The organism is Alloyangia pacifica (assembly GCF_900116195.1).
GTDB classification, from domain to species: domain Bacteria; phylum Pseudomonadota; class Alphaproteobacteria; order Rhodobacterales; family Rhodobacteraceae; genus Salipiger; species Salipiger pacificus.
The window spans coordinates 484,898-500,411 of record NZ_FOZW01000001.1 but is presented as its reverse complement, the minus strand read 5'-3'; the positions used below and the strand labels follow the sequence as shown (position 1 = coordinate 500,411).

Here is a 15,514-nt window from a genome sequence, read left to right as displayed (position 1 = left end):
AAGCCGCGCCCCTTTTCGATTTCCAGAGTGACCTGTTCCGGATCAGGCTTCGACTGCGACGCCTGCCGCCAGAGTCTCCTTCCACGGCGTCGTCGGACGGCCGATGAGCCCCGAGAGCGTCTTGTCGTCGCTGAAGAGTCCGCCCTGAGCCGCGCCGTTGTCGCTGTCGGCCAGCATCTGCGCCACCGGCGTCGGCAGGCCAGCACCCTCGAGCGCCGCCGCATAGTCCGGCTCGCTCATGTTCACGTAGGGGATCTGCTTGCCCGCGATCTCCGACAGCGCCGCGGCAAACTCCGTCAGAGTGTAGCTCTGATCGCCTGCCAGCTCGTAGACCGTGCCGCGCGCCGGGGTCTCGCCGGTCAGAACAGCAACTGCCGCCGCCGCGTAATCGGCCCGCGCCGCCGAGGAGATGCGCCCCTCGCCCGCGGCGCCGATCAGCGCGCCGTGCTCCAGCGCCGCACCCGCGCCCATCACGTAGTTCTCGCTGTACCAGCCGTTGCGCAGCAGCGCGTAGTCGAGACCGGAGGCTTCAAGCGCCTGTTCGGTCGCCACGTGCTCACCCGGCAGCACGGTCAGCGGCGAGCTGTCCGCGTTGAGGATCGAGGTATAGGCGACGAAATTCACGCCCGCCTTCTCCGCCGCGGCGATCACGTTGCGATGCTGCACCGCGCGCTTGCCGACCTCGCTCGACGAGATGAGCAGCAGTTTCGCCACCCCTGCCAAGGCGGCTTCCAGCGCCGCCGGATCGTCATATGAGGCCATGCGCACGGTGAACCCCTGCGCCTCAAGCGCACTTGCAGCATCGGGGCGGCGCACCAGGGCACCGATGGTTGCGTCCGGCGCGGCGGCTTTCAGCTGCTCCAGCACAAGCGCGCCGAGCTGGCCGGTTGCGCCGGTAATCATATAGTCGAGTGTGTCGGACATGGTCTTTCCTTTCCGAGGCCCTGCACTGGCGCAGGGTTCCGATTCGAGATATGGTCTCATAAATAGACCACCTATCCGGACCTCGTAAGGAGGCACATTCACATGACAAGGTTACACGCAGGGAACCCCCTCTCGGACAGTCCAGACCCCGTGCGAGCCATGCTCGACAGCATGGCCGCCTGGACCGGTGCGCCGGAGAACGAGGCTCAATGCCCGGTGCGTGACGTGCTCGACCGCGTCGGCCAGAAGTGGACGCTGCTCATCCTCGTCGCGCTGGAGCCGGCACCAAAGCGATTTTCCCAGCTGCAGCGGCAGGTTGGCGACATTTCCAAACGCATGCTGACGCAGACCCTGCGGCAGCTGGAACGCGACGGGCTGGTGTCGCGGCAGGTTTTCCCGACCAAGCCGCCCTCGGTGGAATATGCGCTCACGGGTCTCGGCCGCTCAGCACTCGCCCCCATTGGCGCGCTGCTGGTCTGGGCCGACAGCAACCACGGCGCGATCCGGGCCTCCCGCGCAGCCTTTGACGCCGAGGAAGTTGCCTGAGACCTCTTCCCCCTCCCAAAGGCCGCTGATAGCGTCCGCGCAACACTCAGGGAGAGACGGAAATGACCAGCAAGAGCCGCACGCAAACCACCTTCGCCCCGCCGGTGATGGAGGCGCGGCGCTGGCTCGACGGGGTCGAATTCCCGGCAGATCGCCCACTGATCAACGTCAGCCAGGCCGCCCCCATCGACCCGCCGCCCGCGCCGCTGATCGCTGCCATGGGCGAGGCGCTGGCCGATCCCGCCACACACCTCTATGGCCCGGTGCTTGGCATGCCCGAGCTGCGCGAAGAACTGGCACGCCATTGGTCGGCACATTATGGCGCAAATGTGACGGCGAAAAACGTTGCGATTACATCCGGTTGCAACCAGGCTTTCGCAGCTTGCATTAGCGCACTCTGCGGCGAGGGTGACGAGGTCCTGCTGCCGACGCCCTGGTATTTCAATCACAAGATGTGGCTCGACATGTCAGGCGTGACCACAGTGCCGCTGCCGACCGATGCCGAATTGCTGCCGCAGGTCGCTACAGCCGCCTCGTTCATCACATCAAGAACCCGCGCCATCGTTCTGGTTTCTCCTAATAATCCTGGCGGCAAGGAATACCCCGCAGAGACCCTCAAGGCCTTCTTCGACCTGGCACGCGAGCATGGCATCAAGCTGATCGTCGATGAGACCTACAAGGATTTCGACAGCCGCAGCGGTGCCCCGCACGACCTACTGAATGCCCCCGAGGGCCGCGACACGCTGATTCAGCTCTACAGCTTCTCCAAGGCCTACCGCCTGACCGGCCACCGCGTTGGTGCCATCATCGCGGATGAGGCGCTGCTGCCAGAAGTGGAAAAATTCCTCGATACAGTAACCATTTGCGCGACGCAGCTCGGGCAGCGCGCGGCGCTTTGGGGGCTGCAGAACCTCGGCCAGTGGGTGGCCGGAGAACGCGACGAGATCCTCGACCGCCGCGCCGCCATCGCCGACAACATGCCCCGGCTCGAAGCCAAGGGTTGGAAACTGCTCGGCCTCGGCGCCTATTTCGCCTATCTCGAGCACCCCTTTGCGGAAAGCTCGGCACAACTCGCGCCGAAGCTGGTGAAGGAGGCGGGCGTACTGACCCTTCCGGGCACGATGTTCATGCCCGAAACCGATCCGCGCGGCGCCCGGCAGTTCCGTTTCGCCTTTGCCAATGTGAACCGCGCCGAGATCGGCGACCTCTTCGGACGGCTCGAGGCGCTGGACTGGCCCGTCGCGTGCACCGGGGACTGTGCCGAGGAGCCCGCGGCGCAGTCCGAGGGCGCAACAGCCCTTGCGAGCAAGGGCTTGGCCCAGTAAACCCCGACGCCAGAAACACATGATCAAGAGGCAGCGCATGGCACGCGGCAAGAGCAGCATCGGCAAGACTCTCGTATGGGGTCTTCTGATCCTCGTGGTGATGGGCTTCGGCGCCTTCGGCACGGTGAACTTCACCGGCGGGCTGCGGGGCATCGGCTCGGTCGGCGACACCGAAATCTCGGTGAACGACTATACCCGCGCCCTGCAGACCGAGATGCGCGCCTTCGAGGCGCAGACCGGCCAGCCGATGACGCTGGAACAGGCGCAGCAGTTCGGCATCGACCGACAGGTGCTGGCGCAGGTGGTGACCAATGCCGCGCTGGATGACGAAGCCGCCCGCATCGGCCTGTCGGTCGGCGACGACCAGGTGGCCGAGGCGCTGAGCCAGGTCTCCGCCTTCCAGGGGCCGGACGGCAAGTTCAACCGCGAGAGCTATTCCTACGCGCTGCGCAACGCCGGCCTCACCGAGGCCGAGTTCGAAGCCGGCCTGCGCAGCGAAAGCGCCCGCAACCTGCTGAACTCCGCGATCTATTCCGGCACCACCCTGCCCGACACCTATGTCGACACGCTGCTCGGCTGGGCCGGCGAAACCCGCGATTTCACCTGGGCCCGCATCGGCTCGGACGCGCTCGAAACCGGCCTGCCCGTGCCCTCCGACGAGGAGCTGCAGGCCTGGTATGACGACCACGTCGCGCAGTTCACCCTGCCCGAGACCAAGGTCATCACCTACGCCTGGATCACACCCGACATGATCGTCGACAGCGTCGAGCTGGACGAAGACACCCTGCGTGCCGCCTATGACGAGCGCAGCGCCGAGTTCAACCTGCCCGAGCGCCGCCTCGTCGAGCGTCTGGTGTTCGGCAACGAAGCCGAGGCGCAAGCCGCCAAGGACCGTATCGACGCGGGCGAGATCGACTTCGAAGGTCTGGTCCTGGAGCGCGGCCTGCAACTGGCCGACACCGATCTTGGCGACATGACCAAGGACGCGCTCGGCGAGGCTGGCGACGGCGTCTATGCGATCGACACCGGCGAGGTCGCAGGCCCGCTGCCCTCGACCTTCGGCCCGGCGCTCTATCGCGTCAACGCCATCCTGCACGCGCAGGAGACCCCCTTTGAAGAAGCCGTGCCGATGCTGCGCGACGAGCTGGCACTGGACCGGGCCCGCCGCGTGATCGAGGGCATGGCGCAGAGCCTCGACGACGAACTGGCCGGTGGCGCAACACTCGAAGAGCTTGCGGGCGACACCGAGATGGAGCTGGGTGAGATCGCTTACAATGCCGAGAGCGACGAGGCCATCGCCGGCTACGACGCCTTCCGCGAGGCCGCCGACGCGGTGACCGAAGACGATTACCCGTCGATCAGCGATCTTGGCGACGGCGGCGTCTTTGCCATGCGTCTCGACGAGATCCGCCCCCCGGCACCGCGCCCCTTCGAGGAAGTGCGCGATCAGGTTGCCGCGGGCTGGGACAAGGACAAGACCACCGAGCTGCTGCTGACGCAGGCCGAAGACCTGACGCAGCAGATCGCGGGCGGTGCAAGCTTTGCCGACCTCGGCCTCGAGCCGATGCAGGAGCAGACCCTGACCCGCGACGCGCAAATCGCCGACATGCCCGCGGGCCTGCTGGAGGCCGCCTTCGAGATGCAGCCGGGCGACACCCGCGCGCTACCCGGCGACGGTGCCGCGCTGGTCATGCAGCTCGATGCGGTGACCCCGGTCGACCGCGAGAGCGATGCGTCCAAGCAGCTCGAGGGCCTGCTGAAGGACCGCGCGGCAAGCAGCGTGGCGCAGGATCTCTTCCGCGCCTATGTCACCGACATTCAGGAGCGCGCCGGGGTCAATATCGACCAGCAGGCGGTGAATGCCGTTCACACCAACTTCCGGTAAGACCATGGCATCTCTCACACCTTCCTACGACGACTTCGCCCGCGCCTACGAGGCGGGCGAGAACCAGGTGGTCTACACGCGGCTCGCCGCCGACCTCGACACACCGGTGTCGCTGATGCTCAAGCTGACGGGGGCGGCCAAGGACGCCTTCATGCTGGAGTCGGTCACCGGCGGCGAGGTGCGCGGGCGCTACTCGATCATCGGCATGAAGCCCGACCTCGTGTGGAAATGCCACGGCAAGCAGGCGCGGCTGAACCGCCAGGCACGTTTCGATCCTGAGGCCTTCGAGGAAGAGACGCTCGACCCGCTCGCCTCGCTGCGCGCGCTGATCGCCGAGAGCAAGATCGAACTGCCCGAGGATCTGCCTCAGGCCGCTGCCGGTCTCTTCGGCTACCTCGGCTATGACATGATCCGGCTGGTCGAGCGCCTGCCGAACGTGAACCCCGATCCGCTCGGCCTGCCCGACGCGGTGATGCTGCGGCCCTCGGTGGTCGCGGTGCTCGACGGGGTGAAGGGCGAGGTGACGGTCGTGGCCCCCGCCTGGGTGCAGTCGGGCCAGTCCGCCCGCGCCGCCTATGCACAGGCCGCCGAGCGGGTGATGGATGCCGTCCGCGATCTCGAACGCGCACTGCCGCAGGCGGGCCGAGAGCTGGGCGAGGCGCGCGAGATCGGCGAGCCGGTGTCGAACTTCACCCGCGAGAGCTACAAGGCCGCGGTCGAAAAGGCCAAGGACTACATCCGGGCAGGCGACATCTTCCAGGTGGTGCCGGCGCAGCGCTGGACGCAGGATTTCCCGCTGCCGCCCTTCTCGCTCTACCGCAGCCTGCGGCGCACCAACCCGTCGCCCTTCATGTTTTATTTCAACTTCGGCGGCTTCCAGGTGATCGGCGCATCGCCCGAGATCCTCGTGCGGGTCTTCGGCCGCGAGGTCACCATCCGTCCGATCGCCGGCACCCGCCCGCGCGGCGCGACCCCCGAGGAAGATCGCGCACTCGAGGCCGACCTGCTGGCAGACAAGAAGGAACTGGCCGAGCACCTGATGCTGCTCGATCTGGGCCGCAACGACACCGGCAAGGTCTCGAAGATCGGCACCGTGCGCCCGACCGAGCAGTTCACCATCGAGCGCTACAGCCACGTGATGCACATCGTGTCGAACGTGGTCGGCGAGCTCGCCGAGGATCAGGACGCGCTGTCGGCCTTCTTTGCCGGGATGCCCGCGGGCACCGTCTCGGGCGCGCCCAAGGTGCGCGCGATGGAGATCATCGACGAGCTCGAGCCGGAGAAGCGCGGCGTCTACGCCGGTGGTGTCGGCTACTTCAGCGCCGGCGGCGACATGGACATGTGCATCGCCCTGCGCACCGCCATCGTGAAGGACGAAAAGCTCTATATCCAGGCGGGCGGCGGCGTGGTCTATGACAGCGACCCCGAGGCCGAGTACATGGAGACCGTCCACAAGTCGAACGCCATCCGTCGCGCGGCGGCGGACGCGGCGCGCTTCACCGGCTCGGGCAATGCCTGACACACCGGCGATCACGATCCGCCGGGCCACCCCGGCGGACGTGCCCGCGCTCTCGCGACTGCTGCAGGCATTGGTTGCCGCGCGCAAACGCACCGCACGTACGGATGAGGCCTTCGTGCTCTCGCACTATGTCGCGAACCCCGATGGGATCAGCTGTTTCGTCGCAGAGGAGAGCGGCGGCGCCCTGCTCGGCCTGCAATCGATGAAGCGCACCGCCGAGGGCAATTCCTACGGCACGCCCGCCGGCTGGGGATTCATCGGCACCCACGTTTCGCCGAACGCCGCCCGGCGCGGTGTCGGCTCCGGGCTGTTCCGAGCCACTCTCGAGGCGGCGCAGGCTGCCGGGGTGCCGGCCATCGAGGCCTATATCGGCGCGGGCAATTCCGAGGGCCAGGCCTATTACGAGGCCTTAGGCTTTCGCACGTGGCGCGCGCCCGAGGGCTCTGTCTGCAAGCGCTTCGATCTGCCCGCGTGACCCCCAGATGAACCTCCGGGGCGATTTACGCAGCTGAACCTGCTAATCTCCCGCCAGGGGGATTGCGCATGACCACGATCGACTTCTGGTACTCCATCGGCAGCACCTACAGCTACCTGACCGTGATGCGGCTACCGCAGGTGGCAGCGGCCGAAGGGCTCACCTTCAACTGGCGTCCCTTCAACGTGCGCCACGTGATGGTCTCGCAGAACAACATCCCCTTCAGGGACAAGCCGCAAAAGACCGCCTACATGTGGCGCGACATCGCGCGCCGGGCCGAGCGATACGGGCTGTCGCCGGTCCTGCCTGCGCCCTATCCGCTGGCGGGCCTTGTCACCGCCAACGAGGTTGCGGTTCTGGGCATGCAGGAAGGCTGGGGGATCGATTACACCCGCGCCACCTACCGTCGCTGGTTCGAACTCGGCGAACCTGCCGGTGAGGAGCCGAACCTGTCGGAAAGCCTGCGCGAGATCGGGCAGGATCCGAACCGGGTGATCGAGCGTGCGGGGTCCGAGGAAATCGTCCACGCGCTCGCCAGTTCGACCGCCGACGCAATGACGCTGGGCATCTTCGGCTCGCCGACCTTTGCGGTCGGGCACGAACTGTTCTGGGGCGATGATCGGCTCGACGACGCCATCGCCTGGGCGCGGCGTGGGCCCTAGACCCACGCCTGCCGTATCACTGCCTGCCGTATCACTCTCCCTCGAAGACGCCGCAAGCCAGTCGGCTGCCCGCGTCGCCCGAAGGCTGGCTTTCGTAATCGTCCGGGCCGGCGTGCACGATGAAGGCAGAGCCGTCGTCATCCATCATCAGCTCCTCGACCGAAAACGCCGGCAGGAACGCCTCGACGGTCACCGCGCCATCGGCGGGCACATGGGCATTCGGCAAGTCACCCGGGTGCGGCCCTCCGTCGACCATGACGCCGTGGTCGGAGGCCGCGGCGAGGTGCCCGCCCGCCGAGGTAAAGTCGCTCGCCGAGCAATCTCCGGTCTCGTGGATGTGGATGCCGTGCGCGCCTTCGGGCAGCCCCTGAAGCTCGACCGTGGCATGGGCCATGCCCGAGGGCGTGTCGGTGACGGTAACCGTGCCGATGTCGCTGCCGTCGGTGCCCGCGAGCTGGGCCGTCATCGTGGCGGCGCCGGCCTGCGTGGCGGCGAGTCCGAGCAGCGTGGCGGCGAGAGCGATGGTCTTCATGAATTCCTCCTGTGACGAGAGACATGCGGGACGGACACCTCTGCGCCCATGCCATGCCTTGCAGTCCCAACGCGGCGTCCGGGGCGAGGTTTCGCGTTCACGCAGAAAAGACCCACCTGCGGCGCAGCGCCGCGCAGATGCCCCCTTACATGAGACGCCTTAATGTCTAATTCTTTCTGGGAAACCTGAACAGCCTGAAGGCTTTCGCCGGCAAGGAGTCGCCTCATGCACTGGTCCTTTCCCATCGGCCGCCTCTTCGGATCGGAGCTGCGGGTTCATGCGACCTTCTTTCTGCTGCTGCTCTGGATCGGTGTCGCGGCCTGGTCGGCGGGCGGCATGGCGGCCGCGGTGCAGAACGTGCTCTTTGTCCTCGCGCTCTTTGCCTGCGTCGTGGCGCATGAGTTCGGCCACGCTCTGACCGCGCGGCGCTTCGGCATCAAGACGCCCGACATCACGCTGCTGCCGATCGGCGGTCTGGCCCGGCTCGAGCGGATGCCCGAGAAGCCCGAGCAGGAGATCGCCGTCGCCATCGCAGGCCCTCTGGTCAACGTGGCGATCTGGCTGGTGCTGGTGCTGCTTGGCGCGACCTCCGACATGGGCGCGCTGGCGCGGCTCGGCGCGGGTACCGGCGCGTTTCTCAGCCAGCTGGCATCGATCAACCTGGCACTGGCGCTGTTCAACATGATCCCGGCCTTCCCGATGGACGGCGGGCGGGTGCTGCGCGCGGTGCTGGCGCTGCGGACGGACCGCGTGCGCGCCACCCGCGCCGCGGCGGTGACCGGCCAGGTGCTGGCCTTCGGCCTCGCCTTCTGGGGGTTGAGCTCGGGGAACTTCATCCTGATCCTGATCGCGATCTTCGTTTTCTTCGCCGGCCAGGCCGAGAGCCAGGACGTCGCCAGCCGCGCCGTGGCGCATGATCTGCTGGCACGCGACGCGATGATCACCAGCTTCGAATCCCTGCGCCCCGAGGACCTGCTGTCCACCGCCGGGCAGACGCTGATCCGCACCACCCAGCACGAGTTCCCGGTGCTCGCCCCGGGCGGCCAGCTCGCGGGCTTTCTCACTCGCGATGCGCTGTTCCGGGGCATGGCCGAGGGCGCCGCGACCCGCCGTGTCGAGGAGGTGATGACCGAGGTGCCGCAGCTGCCTCTGGCAGCGCCACTGCAATCCGTGCTCGATGCGCTTGCCGAAGCCCCCGCCGTGGCGGTGATCGACGCGCAGAGCCGCGTGCTGGGCTACGTGACGCGCGAGAACGTCGGTGAGCTGATGGTGCTGCGCGGCCCCTCGATGGCCGGCTGACCTCTGCATGCCATGAGCGGCGGGTCGCTGCCGCAGCGCGAGGGATTGCGGCGCGCGGCGCAATGTGGAATTCCCGCCGCGGGGGAGACTTTTTCAAGAGGCATTGAATGACCGACGCGCTTTCCAAGCTGCTCGCAGAGCGGGACTGGCTGCTCGCCGATGGGGCCACGGGCACCACTTTGTTCAACATGGGTCTGACCGCGGGCGACGCCCCGGAATTCTGGAACGAGGCGCATCCGGATCGGATTCGCGCGCTCTACCGGGGCGCGGTGGACGCGGGCTCCGACATCTTTCTCACCAACTCTTTCGGTGCCAATGCCGCGCGGCTGAAGCTGCACGACGCCGCCCCCCGTGCCCGCGAGCTGTCGCGCCTGGCCGCCGAGCTGGGGCGCGAGGTGGCCGATGCCGCCGGACGCCCGGTGGTCGTCGCAGGCTCGGTCGGCCCGACCGGCGAAATCCTCGCCCCCATCGGCCCGCTCAGCCCCGCGCTTGCGGTGGAGATGTTCGAGGAGACGGCGACGGGCCTTAAGGAGGGCGGCGCCGACGTGCTCTGGCTCGAGACCATTTCGGCCCCCGAGGAATTCCGTGCCGCCGCCGAGGCCTTTGCCAACGTCGGCATGCCCTGGTGCGGCACGATGAGCTTCGACACCGCCGGGCGCACGATGATGGGCGTCACCTCGGCGGAGTTCGGCCGGCTGGTCGAGACGCTGCCCAACCCGCCGCGCGCCTTCGGGGCCAACTGCGGCACCGGGGCGTCCGACCTCTTGCGCACCGTCCTCGGCTTTGCCGCCAGCGGCACCGAGCGCCCGATCATCGCCAAGGGCAACGCCGGCATCCCGCGCTACGAGGCCGGGCACATCCACTACGATGGCACGCCCGAGCTGATGGCCGACTACGCGGTCATGGCACGCGATGCCGGGGCGCGGATCATCGGCGGCTGCTGCGGCACGACGCCCGAGCATCTGCGCGCCATGCGCGCCGCGCTGGAGACGCAACCGGTCGGCCCGCGCCCCACGCTCGACCGCATCGCCGGGGCGCTCGGCGGCTTCAGCTCCGAGAGCGATGGGCTGGGCGAGGACGGCCCGGCCCGGGTGCGCCGCGGCGGGCGGCGGCGGGGCTGAAGCGCTTCACCAGCCATTAACCAAGGAAGCGGCAGGCTTCGGCATGACCAACCTGCCGCTTCCGATTCGACCCGATGACTGGCTGCGCCATGTCTTTCTCAGCCGCGCCGCCGCGCAGGGCGGCGTGGTCCGGCGCAAAACCCGCGACATCGAACGCATCGTCGGACGCGACCGTTTTCTTGCGGAACTTGATCGGCGCGGGTTCCGAGCAGTTGAGAACGCGGGGCAGACCATCATTTTCTGCAATCGAGACCCTGTCCTGATTGTGCGCTGAGCAACTTCCTTCGAAGGAAGTTGCAAATCTCTTCGAAGAGATTTGCCCTTAAAAGAGCGACAGCTGGTCCCCCGCCTGCGGCGGCACGCGGAAGAGATCGCTGCGCAAGGGAGGCTGCTCCGCATCCAGTCCGAGCCGCCGCACCGCCTTGTCGAAGCGCTGCGCGATGAGCTGAGCATAGGTCCCCTCGCCCCGCATCCGCCGGTGCCACTGCGCCGAGTAGTCCTGCCCGCCGTGCATCTCGCGCAGCCGCGCCATGACCCGCGCGGCCCGGCCCGGGTAATGCTCCTCCAGCCAGGCGCGCCAGAGCGGAGCCACCTCCAGCGGCAGCCGCAGCATGATCCAGCTCGCCGAGACCGCGCCGGCCTCTGCCCCCGCCTGCAGAATGTGCTCAAGCTCGGGGTCGGTGAGCGCCGGCACCATCGGCGAGGCCATGACCCGCACGGGAATCCCCGCCGCGCTGAGCCTGCGGATCGTCGCCAGCCGCCGCGCCGGAGACGGCACCCGGGGCTCCATCCGCCGCGCCAGATCGGCGTCGAGCGTGGTGACCGATATGCCCACCCGCGCCAGCCCCTGCGCCGCCATCTCCGACAGGATGTCGGTGTCGCGCTCGATCAGCGTGCCCTTGGTGACGATCGCGACCGGGTGGCGGAAGTCGCGCAGCACCTCGAGACAGGCGCGCATGATGCCGCGATCGCGCTCGATCGGCTGGTAGGGGTCGGTATTCGTGCCGATCGCCAGCGGCGCGGGCGCGTAGCGTTTCGCGCGCAGCTCGCGCGCCAGCACCTTGGGCGCATCCGGGCGGGCAATCAGCTTGGTCTCGAAGTCCAGCCCCGGCGAGAGGCCGAGATAGGCATGGCTCGGGCGAGCGAAACAGTAGATGCAGCCGTGCTCGCAGCCCCGGTAGGGGTTGATGGTGCGGTCAAACGGCAGATCGGGCGAGCGGACATAGTTGATCAGGCTGCGCGGGCGCTCCTCGCTGACCTCGGTGCGCAGTGGTGGCAGCTCCTCGGGAATGTCCCAGCCATCATGCGCGTCCTCATAGCTGTGCTTCTCGAAACGCCCGCTGTCGCGGGAGGCCGCGCCGCGCCCCCTGCGGCGCTCTTTGTCGATGGAACGGGATGCGGCGCACATGGGTGAGATGTGGAACATATAGCGAACATTTGCAAGCCCTCGTTGCAGGGCGTCGTCTCCGGGCCCGGCCATGTCGCAATCGGCCATGTTCGGCGGGCGGTGCGGGCGCAGGCTGAAAAGGCCGCTAGGGAGGTGCCCATGGCCGAGAACGACCCAGAAGAAGAGATCATCCTCTCCGAGCTCGATGACACGGAGCTGGTCGAGCAGATGTTCGACGACCTCTACGACGGCATGAGAGAGGAGATCGAGGAAGGCGTGCGGATCCTGCTCGACCGCGGCTGGGCCCCCTACCGGGTGCTCACCGAGGCGCTGGTCGGTGGCATGAAGATCGTCGGCGAGGATTTTCGCGACGGCATCCTCTTCGTCCCCGAGGTGCTGCTTGCCGCCAACGCGATGAAGGGCGGCATGGCGATCCTCAAGCCGCTGCTGGCCGAGACCGGCGCGCCGACCATCGGCAAGATGGTGATCGGCACGGTCAAGGGCGACATCCACGACATCGGCAAGAACCTCGTGTCGATGATGATGGAGGGCGCAGGGTTCGAAGTGGTCGATCTCGGCATCAACAACGCGGTGGAGAGTTATCTCGAGGCGATGGAGCGCGAGAAGCCGGACATCCTCGGCATGTCGGCACTTCTGACAACCACCATGCCCTACATGAAGGTGGTGATCGACACGATGGTCGCCGAGGGGCTGCGCGATGATTATATCGTTCTGGTCGGCGGCGCGCCGCTGAACGAGGAGTTCGGCCGGGCGATCGGGGCGGATGCCTATTGCCGCGATGCGGCGGTCGCCGTCGAGACAGCCAAGGCGCTGATCGCGCGACGTCACAACAGCCTTGCCGCAGGGTGAGCCGAAACCGCACGTGCCCGGCCAGGTTGCGCGACCGGCGGGAATTCGCGGGCCATTCCAACAGCAAGGCGCCAAAAATGCGGAATTTTCTTTGCTTTCTGGGTGTCTGGTCCCTATCTTCAAAGGAAGGGAAAGGAGACCCCGATGCCGGTGACCACTCTTGTAACTCTCTTGATCGCGGTGCTCGCCTCCGCGGGCTTCACCATCTGGGCGCTCTTCGCCTGGGGGGCCAGCAAGGTTATCCCGCTGCTGCTTGGCATCGCCCTTCTGATCCGCTGGGGCATGGCCTCGGTGCCCGCGGATGACACGCACGCCTGACGGGTTCGCTACGTCCGGCCCCTCGCTTCCATCTGACATTGAGCTGACAACTGCCGGCCTGCCGCTGGCGTGGACGGTCGAGCCGAACGCCGCAGAGCGAGGCCGCATTCTGCTCATTGCTTGCGGCGCGCTGGCTCGTGAGGTGCTCGCGTTGCGCGCGCAACCCAGCCTCTCCCACCTCCACCTGACCTGCCTGCCCGCCAACCTTCACAACCACCCCGAGCGCATCCCCGCCGCCGTGCGCACCGCCGTCGAACAGCACCGCGGGACCTATGCACATATCAAGCTGCTCTACGCCGATTGCGGCACCGGCGGACAGCTTGCGACGCTCTGCGAGGAACTGGGGATCGAGATGCTCCCCGGCCCGCATTGCTACGCCTTCTTCGACGGCACGGAGCGGTTTGCCGCGCGGGCCGAGATGACCAGCTTCTACCTGACGGATTTCCTCGTGCGGCAGTTCGACGCCTTCGTCTGGCGGCCGCTTGGACTGGACCGCCACCCGGAGCTGCGGGATGCCTATTTCGGGAATTACCGAAACCTCGTGCATCTGGCGCAGATCGACGATCCGGACACGGCGCAGCTGGCAAAGCGCCATGCCGAACGGCTCGGCCTCGACTTCGAACGCCGGGTGACCGGCTACGGCGATCTGGGCACAGCGATGCAAGGCTGGGCGCGCAGCGACCGCTGAGCGCACCGCGGCACTGAGCGCTCAGCGGACTGCGGCAAAGGCGGTTGAACCGCGCTCGCCAGGCGGCGCGCGGTCTCTCTCCCCGCACGCCGGGACACAACCGAAACCCGCCGATCTCGGGACAGTGCGCGGCTCAGTCGCCGGCATCCTGACGCAGCAGCAGCGCCGAGACCGGCACAAGTGCGACGCTGTTCGCCCGATCCTGAAGCCCCCAGAGCAGCAGCGCCGACACCGTGTCGGCGCGCAGCCGGCCCAGCATGACCACGTTCTCTTCCTGACGCGCCTTGAAGGCCGCCTGATCGAGGAAACGCCGCATCACCCGCGGGTCCTGCCCCTTGCCGTCGAAGTCGCGGAACACCGTCAGGCTCGGCACCCCGGCCCGGCGCGCCAGCGCTTCCGCGGTGTTGAGCCCGTTGGGCATCATCACCAGCCCGTGCCCGGAGGCGGCGAGGAATTCCGCCGCCTGTTCGGACACCGCGCGGTTGTGCTGCAGTGCGAGATCCTCGCTTTCGAGCACCGCCACCGCCTCGGGAACGGTGCTCAGCGCGCCTTGCAGCGCGACCTCGGCATCCACCGGCGTGGCGTTCTCGGGCAGGTCGGCCAGCGCCAGAACCTCGAAGCCGCGCGCCCGGTAGCCGGCGGCTGCGGCGGCGGGATCGGGGTGGCTCGGCGATATGGCAAAGCTCACCGGGAAGGGGAAGGCCTCGACCGTATCTGGTCCCAGCGGGCCGGCGCCATCGTCGATCAGCAGGATGGACATCGCAGGCTCGCCCGGTGCGACGTCGGAGGCCGCCGCGTAGAGACGCAGAGGCGTCTCGCCGCGGGCCACCGGCGCGTCAGGGGCGTCGCCTGTGATCACCGGCAGGCGGCTGTCGGGCGTCGTGACGGCGGGCGGGGCTTCTGTCTCCGGCTCTTCCCCGGTCTCGGGACCACGGTCGATCAAGGAGGTCGCCGGCCTGCCGATCCCCGGCCCCTCGATCTGGGGCGTCTCGGCCGGGCGATCGGGCACCAGCGCCGTGACGCGCGGCGCGGCGGGCTCTTCTGTTGCCGGCGCGATATCCGCCGCCGCTTCGGGTTCTTCCGAAATGACGGGGTCTGCCGGCTCCTGCTGGGGCTCCTGCGCCATGGCCTCCGGCTCGGCTGCGAGGCCGCTGTCCTCGCTGGGCTGCGGCGGCTGCGCCGGGTCGGTCGAGAGGGCCGGCTTTTCCTCGGCAAGCGGGGCTTCGGGCGGCAGCGCCGGAAGACCGGGCTGAACTGGGGCATCGCCGCCAACGGCCACACGCGCGGACTCGGAAGCACCGGGGGCATCGGGAGCGTCAGGCGCGGGGATGGCCTCGGGGCGCTGCGTCGGGCGGGTGTCCGGCGCGCCGCCCTCGATGAGCGCGGGTGCAGAGAGCGCCGGGCCGGCACTGGCGGTATCGACGCCCTGCTCTTCACTGGGACGGCGGGCCGGCGGCGGAGCTGGTGTTTCGGGTTCTTCCGAAACAACTTCCGGCGCGGTCTCTGCCTCGTCCACGGCGACTTCAGGGAGTTCTTCCGGCGCGGGCTCAACAGTCTCCACCGCACCCGGGGCGCGCGTGCTCGGCGCATCTTCGGTCACTTCTGCGGGAGCGATGGGCTCGGGCGTCGCCTCCGGGGCTTCAGCCTGGGCCGTGTCCTCGGGCGTTTCGGGCTCGGGAGTTGCGCTGGCCGGGGCCGCGCGCTCGGCCAGGCTGTCCACCGCCTCTGCGACGGGGTCGGTGGCGATGGGCAGCTGCGGCGGCGCGGGCCGGTTGGCGGGCGGCCCCATGGCCACCGAAAGCGCCCCGGCCCCGACCGCCGAGACCACCACTCCCCAGATCGCGCCTGCCAAGAATCCGCGTGCCATGTCCCTGCCCGTCCTCTGTTGTCCCCCGGGCCCCGTTGCCGGACCCTTTGTCGCCGTGCTACCGCGCATGTGCCGGTCCCGATCAGAGTTCGGGAC

16 protein-coding genes are annotated in these 15,514 nt (G+C 68.1%); 12 read left to right on the top strand and 4 right to left on the bottom strand.

Annotated elements, in window-relative coordinates; all coding sequences use genetic code 11:
- Window positions 1-42: 42 nt before the first annotated feature.
- Complete coding sequence (locus BM397_RS02450; protein WP_092421232.1) at window positions 43-924, bottom strand: SDR family oxidoreductase; 882 nt, start codon at window positions 922-924, stop codon at window positions 43-45.
- Between the two features lie 159 nt (window positions 925-1,083).
- On the opposite strand from BM397_RS02450, the gene BM397_RS02445 reads away from it, so the two are divergent.
- The 6 genes from BM397_RS02445 to BM397_RS02420 all read left to right on the top strand — a co-directional run bounded on the left by BM397_RS02445 (window position 1,084) and on the right by BM397_RS02420 (window position 7,336).
- Window positions 1,084-1,470: a winged helix-turn-helix transcriptional regulator gene (locus BM397_RS02445; protein WP_256218714.1), complete on the top strand. Its 387-nt coding sequence runs from the start codon at window positions 1,084-1,086 to the stop codon at window positions 1,468-1,470.
- Window positions 1,471-1,532: 62 nt separating this feature from the next.
- A complete protein-coding gene (locus tag BM397_RS02440) occupies window positions 1,533-2,795 on the top strand; it encodes an aminotransferase (RefSeq protein ID WP_092421230.1) in 1,263 nt (420 codons plus the stop codon).
- Between the two features lie 37 nt (window positions 2,796-2,832).
- Window positions 2,833-4,680: a SurA N-terminal domain-containing protein gene (locus tag BM397_RS02435; protein ID WP_092422369.1), complete on the top strand. Its 1,848-nt coding sequence runs from the start codon at window positions 2,833-2,835 to the stop codon at window positions 4,678-4,680.
- 4 nt (window positions 4,681-4,684) lie between these two features.
- The gene (trpE, locus tag BM397_RS02430) at window positions 4,685-6,199 is read left to right on the top strand and encodes an anthranilate synthase component I (RefSeq protein ID WP_092421229.1); all 1,515 of its coding nucleotides are present in this window, start codon (window positions 4,685-4,687) and stop codon (window positions 6,197-6,199) included.
- Window positions 6,192-6,674, top strand: coding sequence for a GNAT family N-acetyltransferase (locus BM397_RS02425; protein ID WP_092421220.1), 483 nt, complete (start codon window positions 6,192-6,194; stop codon window positions 6,672-6,674). The genes trpE and BM397_RS02425 overlap by 8 nt, the downstream gene beginning before the upstream one ends.
- Before the next feature lie 68 nt (window positions 6,675-6,742).
- Window positions 6,743-7,336, top strand: a complete 594-nt coding sequence (locus tag BM397_RS02420; RefSeq protein ID WP_092421206.1) for a 2-hydroxychromene-2-carboxylate isomerase — start codon at window positions 6,743-6,745, stop codon at window positions 7,334-7,336.
- Window positions 7,337-7,367: 31 nt separating this feature from the next.
- Here the strand turns inward: BM397_RS02420 and BM397_RS02415 are convergent, their stop codons facing one another.
- Complete coding sequence (locus BM397_RS02415) at window positions 7,368-7,868, bottom strand: superoxide dismutase family protein (RefSeq protein WP_092421205.1); 501 nt, start codon at window positions 7,866-7,868, stop codon at window positions 7,368-7,370.
- 225 nt (window positions 7,869-8,093) lie between these two features.
- On the opposite strand from BM397_RS02415, the gene BM397_RS02410 reads away from it, so the two are divergent.
- The 3 genes from BM397_RS02410 (at window position 8,094) to BM397_RS02400 (ending at window position 10,562) form a co-directional block, all read left to right on the top strand.
- A complete protein-coding gene (locus BM397_RS02410; RefSeq protein ID WP_092421204.1) occupies window positions 8,094-9,167 on the top strand; it encodes a site-2 protease family protein in 1,074 nt (357 codons plus the stop codon).
- A 107-nt stretch (window positions 9,168-9,274) separates the two neighbouring features.
- A complete protein-coding gene (gene bmt, locus BM397_RS02405; protein ID WP_092421201.1) occupies window positions 9,275-10,288 on the top strand; it encodes a betaine--homocysteine S-methyltransferase in 1,014 nt (337 codons plus the stop codon).
- Window positions 10,289-10,331: 43 nt separating this feature from the next.
- Window positions 10,332-10,562, top strand: a complete 231-nt coding sequence (locus tag BM397_RS02400) for an N-(5'-phosphoribosyl)anthranilate isomerase (RefSeq protein ID WP_092421196.1) — start codon at window positions 10,332-10,334, stop codon at window positions 10,560-10,562.
- A 48-nt stretch (window positions 10,563-10,610) separates the two neighbouring features.
- Here BM397_RS02400 and BM397_RS02395 read toward each other — a convergent pair whose 3' ends face one another.
- Window positions 10,611-11,696: a PA0069 family radical SAM protein gene (locus BM397_RS02395; RefSeq protein ID WP_092421178.1), complete on the bottom strand. Its 1,086-nt coding sequence runs from the start codon at window positions 11,694-11,696 to the stop codon at window positions 10,611-10,613.
- A gap of 138 nt (window positions 11,697-11,834) precedes the next feature.
- Here BM397_RS02395 and BM397_RS02390 point away from each other — a divergent pair, with 138 nt between their 5' ends.
- The 3 genes from BM397_RS02390 to BM397_RS02385 all read left to right on the top strand — a co-directional run bounded on the left by BM397_RS02390 (window position 11,835) and on the right by BM397_RS02385 (window position 13,551).
- Complete coding sequence (locus BM397_RS02390) at window positions 11,835-12,545, top strand: corrinoid protein (RefSeq protein ID WP_092421172.1); 711 nt, start codon at window positions 11,835-11,837, stop codon at window positions 12,543-12,545.
- A 144-nt stretch (window positions 12,546-12,689) separates the two neighbouring features.
- Window positions 12,690-12,863, top strand: a complete 174-nt coding sequence (locus BM397_RS29210) for a hypothetical protein (protein ID WP_176806518.1) — start codon at window positions 12,690-12,692, stop codon at window positions 12,861-12,863.
- Entirely contained in the window at window positions 12,847-13,551 is a 705-nt protein-coding gene (locus tag BM397_RS02385) for a DUF1638 domain-containing protein (protein WP_092421157.1), read from the top strand. The genes BM397_RS29210 and BM397_RS02385 overlap by 17 nt, the downstream gene beginning before the upstream one ends.
- A gap of 133 nt (window positions 13,552-13,684) precedes the next feature.
- On the opposite strand, the gene BM397_RS02380 is transcribed toward BM397_RS02385, so the two are convergent.
- Window positions 13,685-15,418, bottom strand: coding sequence for a divergent polysaccharide deacetylase family protein (locus tag BM397_RS02380; RefSeq protein WP_092421152.1), 1,734 nt, complete (start codon window positions 15,416-15,418; stop codon window positions 13,685-13,687).
- Between the last annotated feature and the right edge of the window lie 96 nt (window positions 15,419-15,514).

Coding starts and splice junctions, on each gene's coding strand:
- BM397_RS02450 (WP_092421232.1), bottom strand. CDS start 924: ATGTCCGACACACTCGACTATATGATTACCGGCGCAACCGGCCAGCTC.
- BM397_RS02445 (WP_256218714.1), top strand. CDS start 1,084: ATGCTCGACAGCATGGCCGCCTGGACCGGTGCGCCGGAGAACGAGGCT.
- BM397_RS02440 (WP_092421230.1), top strand. CDS start 1,533: ATGACCAGCAAGAGCCGCACGCAAACCACCTTCGCCCCGCCGGTGATG.
- BM397_RS02435 (WP_092422369.1), top strand. CDS start 2,833: ATGGCACGCGGCAAGAGCAGCATCGGCAAGACTCTCGTATGGGGTCTT.
- trpE (WP_092421229.1), top strand. CDS start 4,685: ATGGCATCTCTCACACCTTCCTACGACGACTTCGCCCGCGCCTACGAG.
- BM397_RS02425 (WP_092421220.1), top strand. CDS start 6,192: ATGCCTGACACACCGGCGATCACGATCCGCCGGGCCACCCCGGCGGAC.
- BM397_RS02420 (WP_092421206.1), top strand. CDS start 6,743: ATGACCACGATCGACTTCTGGTACTCCATCGGCAGCACCTACAGCTAC.
- BM397_RS02415 (WP_092421205.1), bottom strand. CDS start 7,868: ATGAAGACCATCGCTCTCGCCGCCACGCTGCTCGGACTCGCCGCCACG.
- BM397_RS02410 (WP_092421204.1), top strand. CDS start 8,094: ATGCACTGGTCCTTTCCCATCGGCCGCCTCTTCGGATCGGAGCTGCGG.
- bmt (WP_092421201.1), top strand. CDS start 9,275: ATGACCGACGCGCTTTCCAAGCTGCTCGCAGAGCGGGACTGGCTGCTC.
- BM397_RS02400 (WP_092421196.1), top strand. CDS start 10,332: ATGACCAACCTGCCGCTTCCGATTCGACCCGATGACTGGCTGCGCCAT.
- BM397_RS02395 (WP_092421178.1), bottom strand. CDS start 11,696: ATGTGCGCCGCATCCCGTTCCATCGACAAAGAGCGCCGCAGGGGGCGC.
- BM397_RS02390 (WP_092421172.1), top strand. CDS start 11,835: ATGGCCGAGAACGACCCAGAAGAAGAGATCATCCTCTCCGAGCTCGAT.
- BM397_RS29210 (WP_176806518.1), top strand. CDS start 12,690: ATGCCGGTGACCACTCTTGTAACTCTCTTGATCGCGGTGCTCGCCTCC.
- BM397_RS02385 (WP_092421157.1), top strand. CDS start 12,847: ATGACACGCACGCCTGACGGGTTCGCTACGTCCGGCCCCTCGCTTCCA.
- BM397_RS02380 (WP_092421152.1), bottom strand. CDS start 15,418: ATGGCACGCGGATTCTTGGCAGGCGCGATCTGGGGAGTGGTGGTCTCG.